This is a genomic window from Cytobacillus sp. FSL M8-0252, assembly GCF_038007345.1.
GTDB lineage: Bacteria > Bacillota > Bacilli > Bacillales > Cytobacillaceae > Cytobacillus > Cytobacillus kochii.
Window position 1 is genome coordinate 1,748,667 of the sequence record NZ_JBBOWZ010000001.1, and the last position, 20,535, is coordinate 1,769,201.

The following is a 20,535-nucleotide window of genomic DNA, read 5'->3' on the forward strand; positions in this document are numbered from 1 at the left end:
GCGAACTTTTAAATGATAAGGGGAAATGGAACATGCTGCAATATTCACTTCGAAGAATATTAGGTATGATACCGTTACTATTCCTTACCTCTGTTGTGGTTTTCTCCCTGGCGAAGTTTATGCCAGGGGACCCTTTTGGGGGGGAAATTGATCCATCAAATACGAATCCCGAATATATTGAAGATATGAGAGAAAAGTTGGGCTATAATGACCCTATACATATTCAATACTGGAGATGGATTACTAATTTCGTTCAAGGAGATTTTGGTAACTCAACAGCGCATAAAATGCCTGTATACGATTTAATCATTGACCGAATGCCAAATACGATTTTTCTCGCAATTATTGCACTGATAATTACATATATCTTTGCCTTTGCTATGGGGATGTATGCTGGTAGAAAGCCATACACCTTAGGAGACAATCTTATAGCAGGATACAACTATGTAGGTTTAGCGATTCCATCTTTCGTTGCTGGAATTATAGCGATTTATTTTTTCTCTTTTCAATTAGGTTGGTTTCCTTTTGCCGGTTCAGTAGAGGTAGGGTTACAGCCAGGCACATGGGAATACTATGTGAGTCGAATGCATCATGTGCTATTACCTGCATTGATTCTAGGTTTAATGGGAACAGCATCTTATACGCAATTCTTAAGAAATGATGTTATTGAGAACAGTAGAAAAGATTATGTCCGAACAGCAAGAGCAAAGGGAACCAGTGAATCATCCATTTATAATAAACATATTTTAAGAAACTCAATGATTCCATTAATTACATTTTTAGGGTTTGATATAGCTACATTAATAGGTGGAGCGGTTATTACTGAAACAATTTTTACTTATCCAGGAATCGGTCTATTGTTCCTTGAGTCTGTTAATAGAAGAGATTATGCGGTGTTGATGACAATTACCATGCTGCTTTCATTTTTAACATTAATAGGTAACTTAATTGCGGATTTACTCTACGGTATAGTTGATCCTAGGATTAGGTTAGGATAGGGGGCAATTATGGTGAAAGCTTCTTTAAATACAAATCAAGTAATAGTAAAATCAAACCAAAAACAACTATCTCCATGGAAAATTGCCCGCAATAAATTTCTCAAAAACAAGATAGCAATGACGAGTTTAATTATATTTACTGCGTTTGTCTTGCTCGCTATTTTTGGACCAATATTCACCACACAAGATATCTCTAGAATTAATTTTATGTCAATGAACCTGGAACCTTCAGCAGAGCACTGGTTTGGCACAGATACAAATGGTAGGGATGTATTCACCAGAATGGTTTATGGAGCTAGGACATCGTTGTTAATTGGCTTGTCTTGTATGGTACTAATTATATCTATTGGTACAATTGTCGGAGCTATTGCTGGATATAATGGTGGAAAGATTGATCAAATATTCATGCGTATTACAGATTTTGTTTTGAATTTTCCATTTTTAATATTTGTTATTGTATTAAATACGATATTAGTAGGGAAAGTATCAGGAGTATGGACATTGATCTTGGTCATCAGTTTCCTTAGCTGGGGAGGAGTTGCCAGAATTGTCCGAAGCCGTTTTCTTTCGGAAAAAGAGAATGAGTATGTTTTAGCAGCAAAATCAATTGGTACGAGGCCGATAAAGATTATTATTAAACATATATTACCGAATATAGCCTCAACAATTATTGTCCAGGCTACATTAATGTTAGCAGTAACAATTGTTGCTGAAGCAGGTTTAAGCTTTTTAGGTTCTGGTGTTCCAGCAAATATACCTAGTTGGGGTAATATGTTATTTGAAGCCCGTGATTCTGACGTATTAAGAAATAAAACGTGGATGTGGGTACCGCCCGCTGCAGCTATTACAATCACCATACTAGCAATAAATTTCATCGGAGAAGGCTTAAAAGACGCTCTTAACCCTAAATCTAGAAGGTAAAGGCCTAGCTGGTAAGTCTGAAAAAGAATGCAATTGACCTTTTAAGGTAATTGCATTCTTTTTTTTGGGGAGAAAACGGTTATATGCTTTGTAATGAGTGGGGATTTAATTATTTACTATTTATTCTAAATTATATTAATATTTATTTTAGTGAATAATAAATGAATATTATAACATTTAATTCCATATTAAATACGCTATATATAGCAAGTATATTTCAATATAAAGTACAAATTGCTTTCTAATCAAAGGTAAAAAAAGAATAATAATGGATTAGATTGTAAAAGAAAGGAATAAAAACAGAGTTGTTTGCCCATACTTATTGACAAATAATCATGCGAGTGGGGGTTAGGAAATGTTATATCTTCATGATGTTTGGGTGAACTGGTTTGAAGGGGAAGAGAATGGTTACAATGTTTGTCAATTTCATGAATGGCGAAAAGATGATGCAGTTGAATTATTGGATCAAGTACCATTACTAAGGATCACACCAGCACTATTTCATTATATTGAAAATGATTTATCTGAATTACCACAACAGCTATTGAATGACGTGTATCAAAAAGCGTATTTAAGAAAAAATCATGAAAGAGTGCAATTGGATTATTGTTTTGTCATTACTGATGGGACAAGCATTATGGCCGTTGATACAATAGGGTATCATATTCCAATTCGAAAGAGTAGATTGATACCAAGACAAGAACAACTTACATATGAAATGATTTCTAATCACGATGAAATGGAATATACTTTTGAACAAAAGCCGAGTCTAAAAAGTTTTCACATTCTTTCTCCAGATCCAGAATTAATGAAAGGCCTGACAAGGAAGGAAAGGCAGCTCAAACAATTAATGTTTATGGCACTAGATCAACTTCATAGTTCAGAAAATGAAGCGGAAATTCGCTATTGGTTTACAGAATGGATGCCTGAAGAGTATAAAAGTATTCAATCAATGGGTTTCCATGATGCATGGATGAATTTATATGAAGACAGTAAGATAGGTTGGTCTAAGAAACATGAAAGATTTTGTGAGAATATCATTAAAGGACAACCTTTTTTTGAAAAGTTATGGGAAATGGAAAATGGTTCAAAGGTAAATTAAATCAAAAAGGGACGCTCAATTTAATTTGAACGTCCCTTTTTTTTGTTTCCTTTTTCTTCCTAATCCCATAGCGTTTTCCATCTTTTTAACCATTTTACCTGCAACTTTATTGGCATTTTCTGCTCCTGCATCTAATATCTCATCTAATTCTGCTGATTCCATGAGATGATGATATTTATCTTGAATAGGTTTTAAGTGGCTAATAATTACTGTAGCTAAATCCCCTTTAAAATCACCGTACCCTTTTCCTTCATATTTATTCACAATATTTTCAATTGATTCACCTGAGAATATCGAGTAAATCGTTAATAAATTTGAAACGCCAGGTTTATTCTCTTTGTCAAAAGCAACGATGCCATCAGAATCTGTTACAGCGCTTTTAATTTTCTTCTCAATTTGTTTCGGTTCATCCAAAATAGAGATAAATCCTTTTTTATTAGGGTCAGATTTACTCATTTTTTTCGTTGGATCTTGAAGTGACATGATTCGTGCGCCCACTTTTGGAATGCTTACTTCTGGAATCGTAAAGATGTCATTGTATTTTTTGTTGAATCTTTCTGCTAAGTCTCTTGTTAATTCTAAATGCTGTTTCTGATCTTCTCCAACCGGGACAATATCTGTACCATATAATAGGATATCTCCAGCCATTAGTGGTGGGTAGGTTAATAAGCCTGCTGAGACAGCTTCTTTACCAGCAGATTTATCTTTAAACTGCGTCATTCTTTCTAACTCACCGATATAAGAAATACATTGTAACATCCATGCGGCTTGTGCATGTGCAGGTACTTCGGATTGAACGAATAGAGTTGCCTTATTAGGATCTAAGCCTACCGCAACATAAAGTGCTGCTAGGCTACGGATATTGTTTCTTAGTTGTAAGCGATCCTGTGGAACAGTGATAGCATGTTGATCGACGATACAAAAGTAGCAATCATACTCATTTTGCAGCTCAACAAACTGTCTTAATGCCCCGATATAGTTACCAATTGTTATTGTTCCACTGGGTTGAATACCAGAAAAGAGTGTTTTTTTCATCATAATCCTCCTATTTGCTATGAGAAATGAACATATAAAAAGACCACTCATCCCTAAAAAATCTAGGGACGAATGGTCCGCGGTGCCACCCTAATTATTCACATATGTGAATCTCTTAAAGACAGATAACGTTAGTCTAACGTGAATCGATATATTCATGCTCAAAAAGTCCATTCGATTTAATAGGTTGCTTATTCTCACCTACCATAAGCTCTCTTAAAACCATCTTAAATGTACTACTCTTTTCTCACAGCAATTTGTATTATTTATTTGTAATCATAATATAATATATGTAGAAGTAAATCAAGTGAGCGTTATAACAGCAAAAAAAATTTTTATTTGTTATATACCAATAAAAACTTATGAAAACCCTTACATGACAATAATAATACATGTTTCGACATTTTTTTGAAAAAATATAGATAATTTAGATTATTTAAAACGGGCTTGAAATAAACTTTTAAAGAAACTATAATAAAACCTACCAAACGACATCTTTACAAACATATTACATTTTGTTCGGTTACAGGTAGATGGAATGATGAAAAGGTGAGTTTATCGTAGTCTAATAGATACAAATTTTAATATTCAAGCTGAATTATCTGAATAGAGGGAATTTGTTCTATCAAAATAAACTTACTTTCCTTAGTATGCATAAAGGAATCAACTCTTTTTTTATAATAAAAATTGTTTGATTTTTTCATCAATCTACTCTATGTGAACAACTGTTATTTCTGTGAAGAATCGTTTGAATTAAAAATAGGGGGTTTCACCGTGAAAAAAAGATGGTCAATCTTTTTAAGTATGCTACTTTTAGCTAGCATGGTTCTAGCAGCTTGCGCTGGCGGAGGCGATGACAATGCAGATGGTGGCGATGGAGGTAGTGATGTACCTCAAGAATTAAAAGTAAATATTAATACTGAACCACCTTCATTAAATCCAGGTTTGGCTGAAGATTCTACTTCTGGTACTGTTCTTCGTAACGTATTAGAAGGATTAACTCGAATTGGTCAAGACGATAAACCAGCAGCCGCTATGGCAGAAGATTGGGAAATCTCAGAAGACCAAAAAACATACACATTTAATATCCGTGAAGATGCACAATGGTCAAATGGAGATCCTGTAACTGCAGAAGATTTCGAATATGCATGGAAATGGGCATTAGACCCAGCTAATCAATCAACATATGCGTATCAACTATATTATGTTGAAGGTGCAGAAGCTGCTAACACAGGAGAAGGTAGCTTAGATGATGTTGGCGTTAAAGCTGTAGATGAAAAAACTTTAGAAGTTACACTAGCAAACCCAACACCTTACTTTCTTGAACTAACAGCTTTCTATACTTATTTACCAGTAAATAGTAAAATCGCAAAAGAAAATCCAGACTGGGCAACAGATGCTGGTGAAAATTATACGACAAACGGACCTTTCCACTTAGCTGAATGGTCTCATAGTGACCAAATCACTCTTGAAAAGAGCGACACTTATTGGGATAAAGACACTGTAAAATTAGATAAAATTGAAATGTACATGATTAATGATCCAAATACTGAATTATCTATGTTTGATAATGGTGAATTGGATTGGGCAGGTTCTCCGACAGGAGCTCTTCCAACAGATGCAATGCAAGCACTTAAAGATGATGGTAGATTAGAAACACAAGCAATTGCCGGTGTTTATAACTACAAATTCAATACTACTATTGAACCATTAGATAATGAAAATATTAGAAAAGCTTTAACTCACGCAATTAATCGTGATTCAATTATTAATAACATTACACAAGGGGAACAACTTCCAGCTATGGCAATCGTTCCACCTACGATGTTCCCAGAAAATGAAGAAGGGTACTTCCCTGATAATGATGTTGAAACTGCTAAAGAATTCTTAAATAAAGGTCTTGAAGAATTAGGATTAAGCGATGCATCAGAATTACCAGAAATCAAGCTTTCTTATAACACATCTGAAGCACATCAAAAGATTGCTCAAGCCATTCAAGATATGTGGAGTGAAAATCTTGGAATTAATGTAACTCTAGATAATGCTGAGTGGAATGTTTTCCTTGATAGTGTAAATAGTGGAGACTTCCAAATTGCTCGTATGGGTTGGTTAGGTGACTTCAATGACGCTATGAACTTCTTGGAAATGTACAAAGATGCTGACGGTGGAAATAACAACACTGGTTGGGAAGATCCTGAATTCCAAAAATTACTTGAACAATCACAAACTGAAACAGATGCTGAAAAGCGTCAACAATTATTAAAGGATGCAGAGGCAATCTTTATGGAAGCAATGCCGGTTGCACCAATTTATTTCTATACAAATAACTGGGTTAAAGATGATAACCTAAATGATGTTTTTGTATCTGGATTAGGCGATGTTCAATTTAAGTGGGCTCACTTTGAATAATTTGATCTTTTAAATGTAAGGTATATGGGATGAAACTTCCTATATACCTTCGTTCTTGTAATAGGTATTATCCTTCTAATGGTAAAAATGTATTATATTATCTATTATGAGCTTTGCAGTTGTAGACATACTGACCTCAGTAAAATCAATTGGAGGTGTTGGACAATGACGAAATATATAGGAAAACGTCTGTTATATATGATAATTTCATTATGGCTAATTGTAACGGCAACATTTTTCCTTATGCGCATTGCACCTGGAAACCCGTTTGCTTCAGAAAAGAAACTACCACCAGAAATTGAAGCGAATTTACAAGCACATTATGGCTTAGATCAGCCATGGTATCAACAATATTTTGATTATCTAATCAATGTAGTAACATGGGATTTTGGCCCATCTTTTAAATACAAAAGTCAAACAGTTAATGATTTAATCACAGAAGGATTCCCTGTATCTTTTGTATTAGGCTTTCAAGCAATACTAATTGCCGTTGCCTTAGGTGTTTTATTTGGTGTAATCGCTGCTTTAAGGCAAAATAAATGGCAAGATTATTCAACAATGGCTGTTGCTGTTTTAGGCATATCCGTGCCATCATTCATTATGGCAACATTTTTACAATATTTCTTAGCAATAAAATTGCAAATATTCCCGGTAGCTCGTTGGGAATCATTTATGCATACCATTTTGCCAGCTCTTGCACTTGCAGCAGGACCGATGGCTTATATCGCAAGACTCACACGATCTAGTATGATTGAGGTATTAGCAAATGATTATATTAAAACTGCTAAAGCAAAAGGCTTGAGCGGTGGAGTAATTACAGTTAAGCACGCAATGAGAAATGCTCTTCTTCCGGTAGTTACTTATTTAGGACCATTAACTGCTGGTGTTTTAACAGGTAGCTTTGTTATCGAGAAGATTTTCGGTATTCCAGGGTTAGGTTTCCACTTCGTAACAAGTATTAAAAATCGTGATTATACAGTAATAATGGGTGTGACAGTGTTTTATAGTATTCTTTTACTATTAGCTATTCTCCTAGTGGATATTGCGTATGGAATCATCGACCCAAGGATTAAACTAGCTGGGAAGAAAGGAGAATAATAAATCATGCAAAGTGCGAATGATAAATTCAAAGTTGTCGGCACACAATTAGATGATGCCGAAAAGATTTCGAAGCCAAGTCTTTCATTTTGGAAAGATGTCTTCATTAGATTCCGAAAAAATAAGCTTGCTATGTTTGGTATAGTCCTACTTATTATTCTCATCTTCATGGCAATCTTTGGACCATATATGACAGAATATGACTATAAGTCAAATGATTTAACAAATAAAAATCAGCCACCTTCTGCTGAGCATTGGTTCGGTACCGATGATCTTGGACGAGATATGTTTGCTCGTACGTGGGAAGGTGCTAGAATTTCGATCTTTATCGGTGTTGCAGCTGCGTTAATCGATTTATTTATTGGTGTTGCCTGGGGCGGAATCGCCGGATACAAAGGTGGTAGAACCGATGAAATAATGATGCGTGGTGCCGATGTTTTATCAGGCATTCCTTACTTGTTATTAGTTATCTTGTTAATGGTTGTGCTTGGCCAAAGTTTAAGTACGATGATTATTGCTATGACAATAACCGGATGGATTAATATGTCCCGGATTGTTCGAGGGCAAGTACTTAGCTTGAAGAATCAAGAATTTGTTCTTGCTTCTAAAACTTTAGGTGCAAATACAACAAGAATTATGGGTAAACATTTAATTCCAAACTCAATGGGTCCAATTTTAGTTACAATGACATTAACAATTCCTTCTGCGATCTTTACAGAAGCTTATCTTGGATTCCTAGGATTAGGTTTAACACCGCCTCTAGCGAGTTGGGGTACAATGGCCAATGATGGTTTACCAGCGTTAAGATATTACCCATGGCGATTATTCTTCCCTGCGATCTTTATTTGTTTAACCATTTTTGCATTCAATGTAGTCGGTGATGGTCTACGTGACGCACTCGACCCAAGAAGCCGTAAATAAGGAGTGAGAACATGGAAAAAATTCTCGAAGTAAAAGATCTAAAAGTCTCATTCCAAACTTATGGAGGGACGGTACAAGCTGTTCGTGGTGTTAGCTTTGACCTTCATAAAGGTGAGACATTAGCTATTGTTGGTGAATCAGGTTCAGGTAAAAGTGTTACTTCACAAACACTAATGAAACTAATTCCAATGCCTCCAGGACAAATTACTGGTGGAGAAATTCTTTTCTATGGTGATGATATTGTACCTAAATCAGAAAAAGAAATGGAAAACATACGCGGTAAAGATATAAGTATGATTTTCCAGGATCCAATGACTTCATTAAACCCAACAATGAAAGTTGGTAATCAAATCATGGAAGGTTTGATTAAGCACCAAGGATTATCTAAAGCAGATGCTAAAAAACGTGCAATAAAGTTATTAGAACTAGTTGGTATTCCGATGCCTGATAAACGAGTAAATCAATATCCGCATGAATTCTCAGGTGGTATGAGACAGCGTGCAATGATAGCTATAGCCTTGGCTACAAACCCTAAATTACTGATTGCTGATGAACCTACAACTGCTCTTGATGTAACTATTCAAGCTCAAATTTTAGAGTTAATGAAAGAGTTACAAGCGAAAATGGACACATCTATTATCTTTATCACTCATGATCTAGGCGTTGTTGCCAATGTGGCAGATCGTGTAGCTGTTATGTATGCTGGTCAAATCGTTGAAATAGGCACAGTAGATGAAATCTTTTATGATCCGAAGCACCCTTATACTTGGGGACTACTTGCTTCTATGCCAAGTGTTGATAATGATACAAAAGATGAATTAGCTGCCATTCCTGGTACGCCACCAGACTTAACAAATCCGCCAATTGGTGATGCATTTGCTGCAAGGAACAAATATGCATTAGCCATTGATTACGAGGAAGAACCACCAATGTTTCAAATTTCTGAAACACATTTTGCGAAAACTTGGTTGTTACACCCTGATGCACCTCATGTTGAACCACCTGCAGCGGTGAAGTTGCGTCAACGTCAAATGTCCTCCAATTTTGATAAACCAGTAATTGTGAAGGAGGGTATTTAAGTTATGGCAGAGAAATTAGTTGAAATAAAAAATCTAAAACAACATTTTAATGTTGGTAAATCGAATATGGTTAAAGCGGTTGATGGTATTACTTTTGATATTTACAAAGGTGAAACCCTTGGTCTAGTTGGTGAGTCAGGTTGTGGGAAATCAACGACCGGTAGAACAATTATACGCTTGTATAATGCCACTGATGGACAAGTTTTATTTAATGGTGAAAATGTTCATGGTAAAAAGTCAACCAATCAACTAAAAGCATTTAACCGTAAAATGCAGATGATTTTCCAAGACCCTTATGCATCCTTAAATCCTCGTATGACGGTTGCGGATATCATTGCTGAAGGTATTGATATTCATGGGCTTGCAAAGTCGAAAAAAGAGCGTATGGAACGCGTCTATGAGTTACTTGAAACAGTAGGCTTAAATAAAGAGCATGCTAACCGTTATCCACATGAGTTCTCTGGTGGACAAAGACAGCGTATCGGTATTGCTAGAGCGCTAGCTGTTGAACCTGAATTCATTATTGCTGATGAACCGATTTCTGCTCTTGACGTATCTATTCAGGCACAAGTTGTTAACTTAATGAAAAAACTTCAGCGTGAAAAAGGGTTAACTTACTTATTCATTGCTCATGATTTGTCAATGGTTAAGTATATTAGTGATAGAATTGGTGTGATGTACTTTGGTAAGCTAGTTGAACTTGCCACAGCGGAAGAGTTGTATAGCAATCCTATGCACCCTTATACACAATCATTATTATCTGCTATTCCATTACCTGATCCAGAGTCAGAAAGAACACGTCAGCGAAAAGCATATGACCCAGCTGTTCATCAATATAGTGCTGATGAGAAGGTTGAAATGCGTGAAGTTCGTCCTGGTCACTTTGTTTTCTGTTCTGAAAAAGAATTTGCACAATACCAAAAAGATCATAAAAGTTAACTTAAAAGCGATCTCTTATTGAGGTCGTTTTTTCGTTGATTAAATCTGCTTAAGACCTGCCTCCAACCTAAAGAATTATTTTCGGAACAAATATTCAGTTAGGAAAAATATGAATATTAGGAATATGTTTAGTGCTTTCAATCACTAAAATGTATGAATATAGTATACAATAGTTTGTATGAAATTACTATCGCAAAAATTAAAATATTTCTCATTATTACTATTTTCTTTTGCATTGGGTTTAACTTCTAGTAGAATAGGAGATAAGAAAAAGAAAATATATGGATGAGGAGGGAAAAATAGTGAGGGCGATTAAAGTTGCTTTTTTCTTACTTTTATTAAGTGTAGTGCCACAATTAGACCATGCGAATGCTGAACAACAAAGTTATCAGCTTCATGCACAGAAAGAATATGCTGGTTTTTTTATGGAATTACCTGAACAAATGAAACGGTTTACATACGATTCAGGCTACGACTTTACCTACCCAGATGCTATTAGAGGTATTTATGTTACTGGTCCATCGGCAGGAGGAGCAAATTTTGAACGGTTATCAAATTTTGTTGATAAGACAGAATTAAATGCGATGGTTATTGATATTAAAGATGATTGGGGAAATCTTACATACCAGCCGGAAGATGATAGTAAATATAAGGATATTGTCGAACCTTATATAAAAGATACGAAAGAGATGTTAACGACATTAGAAGAAAAAGAGATTTACCCTATTGCGAGGGTCGTTGTTTTTAAGGATTCAACACTAGCCAAGTTAAAGCCTGAATGGTCGTATAAAGAAGGAAATAAAGTATGGACAAACGGAAGAGGAGAAGCCTTTGTTAATCCGTTTATGGAAGAAGTGTGGCAATATAATGTAGATATTGCTATAGAAGCAGCTAAAATGGGATTCCAGGAAATTCAATTTGATTATGTTCGTTTCCCTGAAGGATTTGAGCATATGGCTGATTCATTGAAGTATGGTAAAGGAAAGTATACGAACGGTAAAGATGATGTGCAGCTGAGAGTAGATGCTGTTACAGACTTCGTTAAGTTTGCGAAAGAACAGTTAGAGCCTTATGGTGTCAAAGTATCTGTTGATATTTTTGGTTATACGGCTACTTTACCAGAGGCACCTGGGATTGGACAGAACTTCTCAAAAATCTCAGAACATGTGGATGTCATATCTTCAATGATCTATCCGAGCCACTGGGGGCCATACTTTGGGATTCAAAAACCAGATTTAGAACCTTACAAGCTTATTAAAGAGTACGCAAAGGTAGAGAATGCCAAACGGGAGGAACTAGCTTCTCCGCCTATTTCTAGACCTTGGCTACAGGATTTTACTGCATCTTATTTAGGTACCGGTAATTACAAGCCTTATGGTAAGCAAGAAATAGAGGATCAAATTAGGGCTTTGAATGAGGAAGGAATTGACGAATTCTTATTGTGGAATGCCGGCAATCATTATACAGAAAATGTTGATTATACCCCATTAAATTAAAAAATAAGCAGCTGATAGTATGTTTATCAGCTGCTTATTATTTGACACTTATTGTGTATGCGTTATCATAGTATATAGGATGAGGATTATTTCTTCTTTCCGCCCACGTTTTTCCATCCGGTTTGCATAAATGCAGATTGGTCTACGAATTCGGATTTTTTCTTGCCGCCAAATAATTTTATTCCCAAGCTGTTTATTAGTACACCTAAGAGGGAAGTTAAACTGAGTATGAGCAATGAAACGATAATCAAGTCTGAAAAGTAACCAATCATTGATAAACCTCCAATTTTCTTTTCGGAAAATTCAAGTTATTCTGATGATGTTCTATTTCTAATAATAAAGCATTTATTAAAGAATGAAAAGAATGAAAATCACAAATACTTTGATAGAGCGTTACAACTTAGTTTATTTATACGTGAATGATGACTTATTTATACGATTTTCTTATACAAGAAGAGAAAGCTGGAAGTTTATCACGACTGGAAATATTTAAATAATAAAGGGGTTTGGTCCATGCATTGGTATGAAAAATTGAATCAGTATTTTCCTGTAGAAGAGATGAAGTCAAAAGAGCATATGGAAACACTTTTGAAAGAGCGACCTGATATTTATCATAAAGATGAGGGTCCAATGCATGTGTTAATGTATGTTGAACTTGAAACTTTTGTCTTTATCGACTACCTGTTTGTGTCCAAAGATTCAAGAGGACAAGGTTTAGGACATAAATTAATTGATCAATTAAAGGAAAAAGGCAAACCGATTATTTTAGAAGTTGAACCTGTTGATTATGAAGATACTGATACGGAGAAACGCTTGAAATTTTATAAAAGAGAAGGCTTTGAGCACGCTCAATCTATAGGTTACCGTCGTCGATCTCTTGCAACAAATGAAGTGAATGCAATGGAAATTTTATTCTGGGCACCTAATAATGAAACGGAAGAAATGATTTTCGATGCAATGATTAAAACATATGAATTGATTCATACTTACAAGGATACTCAATTCTATGGAGCATCATATCAACCAGTAGATGAAGTCCTTACTTTTTCTGAGAATGACAATAATAATGATCTTTTGAAAGATATTTAATCCAAAGAAATCCCGAACAACCTCAATGTTCGGGATTTCTTTTTAGGTAAAGAATGGCTCAACATCATTTTCTTATAAAGTTTTTTTCATTTAAAGTCGATTATTGAGAAAGTAAATGTTTATTCTTAAAAAAAAGGGGTAAATGTCTATCATAGTTATATAGGTTAAATAGTAACAGATTTCATTATTCTATAATTGAACAGTTTGTGAACAAATAAAAAAATCAATATTTCATGAAACCTTTTTTAAATGAAAACGTCTTATATTATAGATTCACTAAGGCAGAAGTTAATTGTTTAATTGGCATTTAAGTGTATGAAGAATAGAAAAATATATATCATCTGTTCCACAGATGGTGTATAATGAAGTGGAACAGCTTATTTAAATTAATTATAAATTACAACAATAGTTACAGCCTAGTGGATTATTCTCAATGAGAAAGTAAGCCTGTTCATTGAAAACGGAAACAAGTGTAACAATCAGTAAGAATAGCATAATTAAACAATTACGGCGAATAAAATATACTTTAAATTTCTAAGGAGTGTGAAATTGTAAAATGGTCACATTATACACTTCACCAAGTTGTACATCATGTAGAAAAGCAAAAGCATGGTTAGAGGCAAACGATATTGCATACAAAGAAAGAAATATTTTCTCAGAACCTTTAGCAATTGATGAAATTAAAGAAATCCTTCGTATGACAGAAGATGGAACAGATGAGATTATTTCAACACGTTCTAAAACATTCCAAAAATTGGATGTTAATCTTGAAACGATGCCTTTACAGGATTTATTTGAATTGATAAGAGATAACCCTGGATTATTAAGAAGACCGATTATCTTAGATGAGAAAAGATTACAAGTAGGTTATAATGAAGATGAAATTCGACGCTTCCTTCCTAGGAAGGTTCGTACGTATCATCTACGTGAGGCTCAAAAGTTGGTTAACTAAAACCAATCGTACTCACTTAACTTCACATTTAATCCTAAGTATGCTAAATGAAAACGAACAAATCCTTTTTTACGATTTGTTCGTTTTTTAGTTTCTTTCAAATAATTTTTGAATAAGTTTTGAAAAAAGCATTGCGCATCCATCTCCAGAGATACAGTAAAGATAGCCGAACCAAATTCTTTAGTCTATACACTAGAAGATATTTCTGATACATAATAGAAGAACCACATTTCTGCCCCATGATATTCGTACTAATCATTTTACTGTTATTCATACTCGATTATTTCCAAAGGCCATTACAGTGTTTTATCACAAATCAATAGCGAAAAAAAGCTTTTCATCAGCCTAAGCTTGTTTCTTGTAGGGGACAGGTTTTTTTGATAAAATACAAACACAATAAATATATATTGTATTAACGAATATAGGCATTCATTCGTTTTTTGCCAATTGTATTTTTGGGCATTCCCTTTACAGCATATTTATCATAAAATATAACAAAAGGTAAAACATAATAGGTATATCTGTTGTTACACATTATTTTCTCATTATTCTTGCTAGAATGATCACTAAAAGAATAATTTTCTTGAAATAGGGTAAATGGTAGTAAAGTAGTACAAATTAGGGGTTATAATCCCTTCACAAAAAGCAAGAAGGGAGAGTTGCTAAGTGGAAATCGAGAGAATTAATGAAAACACGGTGAAGTTTTATATCTCATATATTGATATTGAGGAAAGAGGCTTTGATCGTGATGAAATATGGTACAACCGAGAGAGAAGTGAAGAACTTTTTTGGGATATGATGGATGAGGTTCACACAGAAGAAGATTTTGTGATGGAAGGTCCATTGTGGATTCAAGTTCAAGCACTCGATAAAGGATTAGAAATCTTAGTAACGAAGGCGCAGTTATCTAAAGACGGACAAAAGTTAGAGCTCCCTGTTTCTGATGAAAAAATGAAGGATTTTGCTGTAGATGAAAGAGTAGAAGCAATGCTTGATCAATTACAGGAAAATGAAGAAGAGGAAGCGGAAGAAAAATTAGATTTCGTTATTGCCTTTAGAGACTTTGAGGATATCATTTCATTATCCAAGAGAGTGGAACTAGGAAATGTTCATACGCAACTGCGTTCATACAAGAATAACTATTATTTAATCGTCGAATTTCCCGAGGAACAATTCGAAGAGGATGAAATTGATAATATTCTAAGTATACTACTTGAATATGGGCATGAAACAGATACAACCATCCACGTGATTTCTGAATATGGAAAGGTAATTATCGCTGAAAATGCTTTAATTGAACTAAAAAAATACTTTTAATAAAAAAGCCGATTTCTTTAAGAAGTCGGTCTTTTCTTTTTATGCAGGAATAAAGAATGATAGGGGAGAAGATAGAATGTATAGAAAGGATGTGAACATACATTGTTAAAGGCAATAACGAATGATGGCAAACTTATTAATGCCCAAGATGTTCAATACGGTAAATATAAGGAAAAGTCTTTTTACTGTCCAGAGTGTAAGGATGTTGTCATTTTAAAAAATGGCATCTTTAAAAAGTCTCACTTTGCTCATAAACCGCATAGTCAATGCTTTGAATCATATGAAAAAGAGTCAGAAGTCCACTTAAAAGGTAAATTATTGTTATACGATTTATTAAGAAAATACTATAAAAATGTTGAGGTTGAAAAATATTTCGCTAACATCCATCAAAGGGCGGATCTCAGCTTTGAACATAACGGACTTGTTTATGCCATTGAGTTTCAATGTTCAATAATTCCTACAAAAATAGTTCATAAGCGTACAAATGGCTATATAAAGTCAGGAATAAAACCACTGTGGATATTATCCCACCAACAGCTCCATACTATAGGAAATCATTTATTTTCTTTAACCGCTTTTCATTATTCTTTTCTTCAGCAAACTTCCGCTAAAAAATTTATTATCCCTATTTTAAACGTTGATACAGAAAATTTGTATATACTTTCTCATCTCCTACCAATTTCTACGAAAAAGTCTTTTGCCCATATAGATCTAAAGCCACTTCGCTCGAATAATTTGTACGAATTATTGAATCTAAGAATTAATAGAATGAGAATGGACTTTTCTTCTTGGTTGCAAGAAAGGGAGAATATAAAAAGGTATGGAAGCTTTAAATATAGCTCATTTTCTAAACGATTTAAAGATGAAATCTACCGTTGCGGGCTTCATATGGGAAATCTACCAGATTTTTGTGGTCTTCCTGTAAGGGGGAGTGCTAAGCTGAGTACTTCACCAATTCAGTGGCAAACATATATTTTTATAGATATATTACGCCATGAAGAGTTATTTTCTATAGAAGATGCATATGATTCCATGCAATGCCGCTTGGAGAGAAAAGATATTCGTATACGTGTAGAGGTACCCATAGATCTTAAAGAAATAATCGATGCTTATTTACATCTTTTATACACTATAAAAATAATTGAGAAAATCGACGGTACCAAATTTCAAATCAGGTCTTCTGATATGAAAAATAAGAAAATAAGTAAGGCAGAAGGGGAAATAATTATGAAAATGGCATTAAGTTGATATTGAAGTATTTTAAATCAATTGGTGAAACATAATACTGAACAATTACTTTCATTTGATGTAAGATAGTAACAGATAGTAATTTTTAACATAATGAATGTAGGAGGAAAACAATATGGCTAACGATTCTACAGTTAAGAAACTACCAACAAGAAACGAGGTTCCAGTTGAAGAAACTTGGCGTCTTGAAGATATTTTTTCAAGTGACGATGAATGGAATAAAGAATTTAATGAAGTAAAAGAGTTATCTAAAGAAGCAGGCAAGTTTAAAGGGATGTTGCATGAAGGTGCAGAGGTTCTTTATGATGTTTTACAATATCAAGATCACTTACTTTCTCGTATTGTGAAGCTCTTTACATATGCAAGAATGAGATATGATCAAGATACAACAAATGCAACGTATCAAAGTTTAGATGATAAAATCAAAGGGCTGTATTCAGTGGTTGCTAGTGAACTTGCTTTCATAGTGCCAGAAATTCTTGCCATTGATGAAGATCAATTAGCACAGTATATAGCCGAGAAAGAAGAATTAAAAATGTATGAACATGCACTTGAAGAAATCAATCTTCAACGTCCTCATGTACTTACAGCGGAAAAAGAAGCCTTACTTGCACAAGCATCAGAAGTAATGGATGCATCAAGTAATACTTTTGGAATGTTAAATAATGCTGATTTAACATTCCCATCGATTAAAAACGAAGAGGGAGAAGAGGTTGAAGTGACACACGGTCGATTTATCAACTTCCTAGAGAGTGATGATCAGCGTGTACGTCGAGATGCTTTTCGTGCGATGTATACAACCTATGGACAGTTTCGTAATACATTCGCTAGTACGTTAAGTGGAAATGTGAAAAGAAATAATTTCAATGCAAAGGTACGAAACTATCAATCAGCTCGACATGCCGCTTTATCAGCGAATAATATACCAGAATCTGTTTATGATCAATTAGTAAGCACGATTAATGATCATCTTCATTTGCTTCATCGATATGTGAAACTAAGGAAAAAAGTTTTGCAATTAGATGAATTGCACATGTATGATCTCTACACACCTTTAGTAAAGGATGTAAAAATGGCGATTACTTATGATGAAGCCAAAAAGCTAATGATTGAAGGCTTAGCTCCTTTAGGTGAGGAATATCGCAGTATTTTGGAAGAGGGTCTACAGAATCGCTGGGTGGATGTTTGGGAGAATAAAGGGAAGAGAAGTGGTGCCTATTCTTCTGGTGCTTATGGTACGAATCCTTATATCCTCCTTAATTGGCAAGATAATATCAATAACCTCTTCACATTAACACATGAATTTGGTCATTCTGTTCATAGTTATTACACACGTAAGTCGCAACCATATGCTTATGGTGATTATTCCATTTTTGTGGCTGAAGTAGCATCAACTTGTAATGAGGCGTTATTAAATGATCATTTATTAAAAACGATTGATGATGATAAAAAACGTTTATTCTTACTCAATCATTTCTTAGAAGGGTTTAGAGGAACAGTATTCCGTCAAACGATGTTTGCAGAATTTGAGCATGAGATTCACCAAATGGCTCAAAATAATGAAGCTTTAACAGCAGATGCACTTACTGAAAAGTATTATGAACTGAACAAGAAATACTTTGGTGGTGAGGATATCATTATTGATGAGGAAATTGGATTAGAATGGTCAAGAATCCCTCACTTCTATTACGATTATTATGTATACCAATATGCTACCGGTTATAGTGCTGCAACGGCTTTAAGTGAGCAAATTTTAACAGAAGGAAAACCGGCAGTTGATCGCTTTATTGGTTTCCTTAAAGCAGGTAGTTCTGATTACCCGATAGAAGTGCTTAAAAAAGCGGGTGTGGATATGACAAGTTCAGAACCGATTAAGGCAGCATGTAAAGTGTTTGAAGAAAAGTTAAATGAGATGGAACAATTGTTAGAAACGATTTAATATTTTTATCTAGCAGCCTTTATCAAATGATTTAGGCTGCTAACTTTAAAGTAAACAAAAAGTAATGAAAAAAGACAAGATGTTTTCTAATAATAATGGCAGTTCACTATGAGTAGTAGAGAATTTGACAATAATGTGAAATGGTACACAAACTATTGCGAGCTTAAAAAAGCCATGGTATATTTGTATTGTGAAGTTAATCACAAACAAACAATTTACCCCTTTGTTTGATCGTGAAAAATTTCTCCCATCCCCTTTGTTAAATATATTTACATGAAAAACCCTACGCCTCATGAGAGAGTGTAGGGTTTTTTACTATGTGGATTGAAGGTTGATTGACTTATGTTTTTAAGAAAAATAAATATGACATACCATCCATAAACTGATTCCCCACTTGATTGGGTCTTACAAACCATTTTGACTAAGAAACAGGCATTGCAATTAACGATAAACAGCATTAGATAGAAGTTTCGTTTCACTTACAAGAGAAGCCAATGGTGTGAACAATAGAAGAGAGAACTAATTTTGTCATGTTAGGCGATTAACAGGGAGTGTGAGCATGAATAGGGGAGACGCTTCATACTGTAATGGTGAGGTTTTTCCTTTTAGTCCGCCCTTTACCACGGCATAAAAAAGACTGATGATAAGTATCATCAGTCTAGTGATTTCCAAAAAGATCCGTGCTTTGCAGGTACTTGCTCGACCACTTGCTTCAGTTGAAGTTTTTTCATTTCTTTATTTACTTCTTGCTCCGTCATATTATAGACGACTGCTATTTCTGAAGTTGCGACAAGTTTATAATGTTTAATAAACAGCTCTATGTCAGGTAATGGAGAAGGTTCGAGTCTATATGGAACCATTTCCTTTAGTATTTGCTCATACACATCAAAGCTGTACTGCCCTGTAACTTTTATGCCTTCATCTTCAATGTTTTCATTGAAGAACACCATCGTTGGAATTTCTTCTACATCCATCTCAGCTGTAATCTTTACATCACATTGAAATGCTTTTGCAGCACTTTCTGAATGTATATCGGTTACAAATTCAACTACGTCTAAGCCAATTTGGCTGGCGCATTCTTTTAATACATCAAAGTCTGATACGTTTTTCTTTTCGAGAAACAACTTCTCTTGAAGTTTTCTCAAAAAACGAATGCCGGCTTTTCTGCCCTGTAGTTCGGCTGCCTTAATGGCAATGGAGGCTAACTGAGGGGATAATACCGGATTTTCGTACCAAACAGAGCCGTCACATGACATCCCTGATCGACTAGCGGTTTTCTCCCATTGTTCAACTAATTGGTCGTAGTTTTGTCTTTTGCCTCTATTTAAAGCATTGAGCTTCCCACTTATTACATGCTTGAGAGAAAAATACCGACCATATTCTACAGACAGTTTTTTAATTATCGGCTCTAAACTCCAACATTCTGGGCATAGCGGATCAATAAACATATAGATTTCTAACGGCTTATTTTCACTACCATGACAATGTGGTGAGACAGATTTACTTTCAAATTCTTCATGATTCATTTGTCATCACCCTCTAATTCATCTTTTTCAGGTGTATTTACCATATGTTGTGCTGTGAGAGTCAGTCTCTCGAGAAATCCTTCTTTCAAGCGTGTATCCAATTCGACTTCATTCATTGCATCCTCCATACAAGAGAGCCATGCCTTCGCACGTGTCATTGTGATGGCAAAAGGTAGGTGCCGTGCTCTCAGCATCGGGTGACCGTGTTCTGAGGTATATAATGGCGGGCCGCCTAAAAATTGTGTCAGAAACTGCTTTTGTTTTCTAATTGTTTCAGTTAGATCGTCAGGAAAGATTGGGACGAGCTCAGGATGTTGTCCAACCCGTTTATAAAATGCTTCAACAAGTAGGTGAAGTTTTTCCTCACCTAACGCGTCGAACGGAGTATTGATATTCTCGACCATTGTGATAGAACCCCTTTAAACAAAAGTATGTTAATAAAAGCGATGATTATTTCATCAGCTAG

18 protein-coding genes and 1 other annotated feature are annotated in these 20,535 nt (G+C 34.8%); of the genes, 14 read left to right on the forward strand and 4 right to left on the reverse strand.

Annotation, left to right across the window (positions count from 1 at the left end; all coding sequences use genetic code 11):
- Positions 1-32 precede the first annotated feature (32 nt).
- The 3 genes from opp4B (at position 33) to MKX83_RS09020 (ending at position 3,021) form a co-directional block, all read left to right on the forward strand.
- Entirely contained in the window at positions 33-998 is a 966-nt protein-coding gene (gene opp4B / locus MKX83_RS09010; protein WP_095369807.1) for an oligopeptide ABC transporter permease, read from the forward strand.
- Between the two features lie 9 nt (positions 999-1,007).
- Positions 1,008-1,919, forward strand: coding sequence for an oligopeptide ABC transporter permease (gene opp4C / locus MKX83_RS09015; protein WP_095369806.1), 912 nt, complete (start codon positions 1,008-1,010; stop codon positions 1,917-1,919).
- A 355-nt stretch (positions 1,920-2,274) separates the two neighbouring features.
- Positions 2,275-3,021, forward strand: a complete 747-nt coding sequence (locus tag MKX83_RS09020) for a YjbA family protein (RefSeq protein WP_095369805.1) — start codon at positions 2,275-2,277, stop codon at positions 3,019-3,021.
- A gap of 15 nt (positions 3,022-3,036) precedes the next feature.
- Here the strand turns inward: MKX83_RS09020 and trpS are convergent, their stop codons facing one another.
- Positions 3,037-4,056: a tryptophan--tRNA ligase gene (trpS, locus tag MKX83_RS09025; protein WP_341055134.1), complete on the reverse strand. Its 1,020-nt coding sequence runs from the start codon at positions 4,054-4,056 to the stop codon at positions 3,037-3,039.
- Positions 4,057-4,117: 61 nt separating this feature from the next.
- Positions 4,118-4,316 (reverse strand) — a binding site (T-box leader).
- A 514-nt stretch (positions 4,317-4,830) separates the two neighbouring features.
- On the opposite strand from trpS, the gene MKX83_RS09030 reads away from it, so the two are divergent.
- The 6 genes from MKX83_RS09030 to MKX83_RS09055 all read left to right on the forward strand — a co-directional run bounded on the left by MKX83_RS09030 (position 4,831) and on the right by MKX83_RS09055 (position 11,998).
- Positions 4,831-6,465, forward strand: coding sequence for a peptide ABC transporter substrate-binding protein (locus MKX83_RS09030; RefSeq protein ID WP_095369803.1), 1,635 nt, complete (start codon positions 4,831-4,833; stop codon positions 6,463-6,465).
- Positions 6,466-6,630: 165 nt separating this feature from the next.
- The gene (locus tag MKX83_RS09035) at positions 6,631-7,563 is read left to right on the forward strand and encodes an ABC transporter permease (RefSeq protein WP_341055137.1); all 933 of its coding nucleotides are present in this window, start codon (positions 6,631-6,633) and stop codon (positions 7,561-7,563) included.
- A 6-nt stretch (positions 7,564-7,569) separates the two neighbouring features.
- The gene (locus tag MKX83_RS09040; protein WP_095369801.1) at positions 7,570-8,484 is read left to right on the forward strand and encodes an ABC transporter permease; all 915 of its coding nucleotides are present in this window, start codon (positions 7,570-7,572) and stop codon (positions 8,482-8,484) included.
- 11 nt (positions 8,485-8,495) lie between these two features.
- Positions 8,496-9,563 carry an ABC transporter ATP-binding protein gene (locus MKX83_RS09045; RefSeq protein ID WP_095369800.1) on the forward strand — a complete coding sequence of 356 codons (1,068 nt, stop codon included), beginning with the start codon at positions 8,496-8,498 and terminating at the stop codon, positions 9,561-9,563.
- A gap of 3 nt (positions 9,564-9,566) precedes the next feature.
- Entirely contained in the window at positions 9,567-10,502 is a 936-nt protein-coding gene (locus tag MKX83_RS09050; RefSeq protein WP_095369799.1) for an ABC transporter ATP-binding protein, read from the forward strand.
- A gap of 281 nt (positions 10,503-10,783) precedes the next feature.
- Entirely contained in the window at positions 10,784-11,998 is a 1,215-nt protein-coding gene (locus tag MKX83_RS09055) for a putative glycoside hydrolase (RefSeq protein WP_095369798.1), read from the forward strand.
- An 86-nt stretch (positions 11,999-12,084) separates the two neighbouring features.
- On the opposite strand, the gene MKX83_RS09060 is transcribed toward MKX83_RS09055, so the two are convergent.
- Positions 12,085-12,270, reverse strand: a complete 186-nt coding sequence (locus MKX83_RS09060; RefSeq protein ID WP_095369797.1) for a hypothetical protein — start codon at positions 12,268-12,270, stop codon at positions 12,085-12,087.
- A gap of 241 nt (positions 12,271-12,511) precedes the next feature.
- Between MKX83_RS09060 and MKX83_RS09065 the strand changes: the two genes are divergently transcribed.
- The 5 genes from MKX83_RS09065 (at position 12,512) to pepF (ending at position 18,543) form a co-directional block, all read left to right on the forward strand.
- Complete coding sequence (locus tag MKX83_RS09065) at positions 12,512-13,087, forward strand: GNAT family N-acetyltransferase (protein WP_095369796.1); 576 nt, start codon at positions 12,512-12,514, stop codon at positions 13,085-13,087.
- Between the two features lie 556 nt (positions 13,088-13,643).
- A complete protein-coding gene (gene spxA, locus MKX83_RS09070; protein ID WP_095369795.1) occupies positions 13,644-14,039 on the forward strand; it encodes a transcriptional regulator SpxA in 396 nt (131 codons plus the stop codon).
- A 666-nt stretch (positions 14,040-14,705) separates the two neighbouring features.
- Complete coding sequence (mecA, locus tag MKX83_RS09075; RefSeq protein ID WP_095369794.1) at positions 14,706-15,356, forward strand: adaptor protein MecA; 651 nt, start codon at positions 14,706-14,708, stop codon at positions 15,354-15,356.
- A gap of 102 nt (positions 15,357-15,458) precedes the next feature.
- Positions 15,459-16,604 (forward strand): competence protein CoiA, encoded by a 1,146-nt coding sequence (locus tag MKX83_RS09080; protein ID WP_341055139.1) that lies wholly within the window; start codon positions 15,459-15,461, stop codon positions 16,602-16,604.
- A 115-nt stretch (positions 16,605-16,719) separates the two neighbouring features.
- Entirely contained in the window at positions 16,720-18,543 is a 1,824-nt protein-coding gene (gene pepF, locus MKX83_RS09085; protein WP_095369792.1) for an oligoendopeptidase F, read from the forward strand.
- Positions 18,544-19,196: 653 nt separating this feature from the next.
- On the opposite strand, the gene MKX83_RS09090 is transcribed toward pepF, so the two are convergent.
- The gene (locus MKX83_RS09090) at positions 19,197-20,069 is read right to left on the reverse strand and encodes a ClpXP adapter SpxH family protein (RefSeq protein WP_095369791.1); all 873 of its coding nucleotides are present in this window, start codon (positions 20,067-20,069) and stop codon (positions 19,197-19,199) included.
- Complete coding sequence (locus MKX83_RS09095) at positions 20,066-20,473, reverse strand: globin domain-containing protein (protein WP_095369790.1); 408 nt, start codon at positions 20,471-20,473, stop codon at positions 20,066-20,068. The genes MKX83_RS09090 and MKX83_RS09095 overlap by 4 nt, the downstream gene beginning before the upstream one ends.
- Between the last annotated feature and the right edge of the window lie 62 nt (positions 20,474-20,535).

What these genes read in the sequence shown, in the direction of transcription:
- opp4B (WP_095369807.1), top strand. Translation starts at nt 33, where the DNA reads ATGCTGCAATATTCACTTCGAAGAATATTAGGTATGATACCGTTACTA.
- trpS (WP_341055134.1), bottom strand. Translation starts at nt 4,056, where the DNA reads ATGAAAAAAACACTCTTTTCTGGTATTCAACCCAGTGGAACAATAACA.
- spxA (WP_095369795.1), top strand. Translation starts at nt 13,644, where the DNA reads ATGGTCACATTATACACTTCACCAAGTTGTACATCATGTAGAAAAGCA.
- pepF (WP_095369792.1), top strand. Translation starts at nt 16,720, where the DNA reads ATGGCTAACGATTCTACAGTTAAGAAACTACCAACAAGAAACGAGGTT.
- opp4C (WP_095369806.1), top strand. Translation starts at nt 1,008, where the DNA reads ATGGTGAAAGCTTCTTTAAATACAAATCAAGTAATAGTAAAATCAAAC.
- MKX83_RS09095 (WP_095369790.1), bottom strand. Translation starts at nt 20,473, where the DNA reads ATGGTCGAGAATATCAATACTCCGTTCGACGCGTTAGGTGAGGAAAAA.
- MKX83_RS09045 (WP_095369800.1), top strand. Translation starts at nt 8,496, where the DNA reads ATGGAAAAAATTCTCGAAGTAAAAGATCTAAAAGTCTCATTCCAAACT.
- MKX83_RS09060 (WP_095369797.1), bottom strand. Translation starts at nt 12,270, where the DNA reads ATGATTGGTTACTTTTCAGACTTGATTATCGTTTCATTGCTCATACTC.
- MKX83_RS09055 (WP_095369798.1), top strand. Translation starts at nt 10,784, where the DNA reads ATGGATGAGGAGGGAAAAATAGTGAGGGCGATTAAAGTTGCTTTTTTC.
- MKX83_RS09050 (WP_095369799.1), top strand. Translation starts at nt 9,567, where the DNA reads ATGGCAGAGAAATTAGTTGAAATAAAAAATCTAAAACAACATTTTAAT.
- MKX83_RS09065 (WP_095369796.1), top strand. Translation starts at nt 12,512, where the DNA reads ATGCATTGGTATGAAAAATTGAATCAGTATTTTCCTGTAGAAGAGATG.
- MKX83_RS09020 (WP_095369805.1), top strand. Translation starts at nt 2,275, where the DNA reads ATGTTATATCTTCATGATGTTTGGGTGAACTGGTTTGAAGGGGAAGAG.
- MKX83_RS09090 (WP_095369791.1), bottom strand. Translation starts at nt 20,069, where the DNA reads ATGAATCATGAAGAATTTGAAAGTAAATCTGTCTCACCACATTGTCAT.
- MKX83_RS09040 (WP_095369801.1), top strand. Translation starts at nt 7,570, where the DNA reads ATGCAAAGTGCGAATGATAAATTCAAAGTTGTCGGCACACAATTAGAT.
- MKX83_RS09035 (WP_341055137.1), top strand. Translation starts at nt 6,631, where the DNA reads ATGACGAAATATATAGGAAAACGTCTGTTATATATGATAATTTCATTA.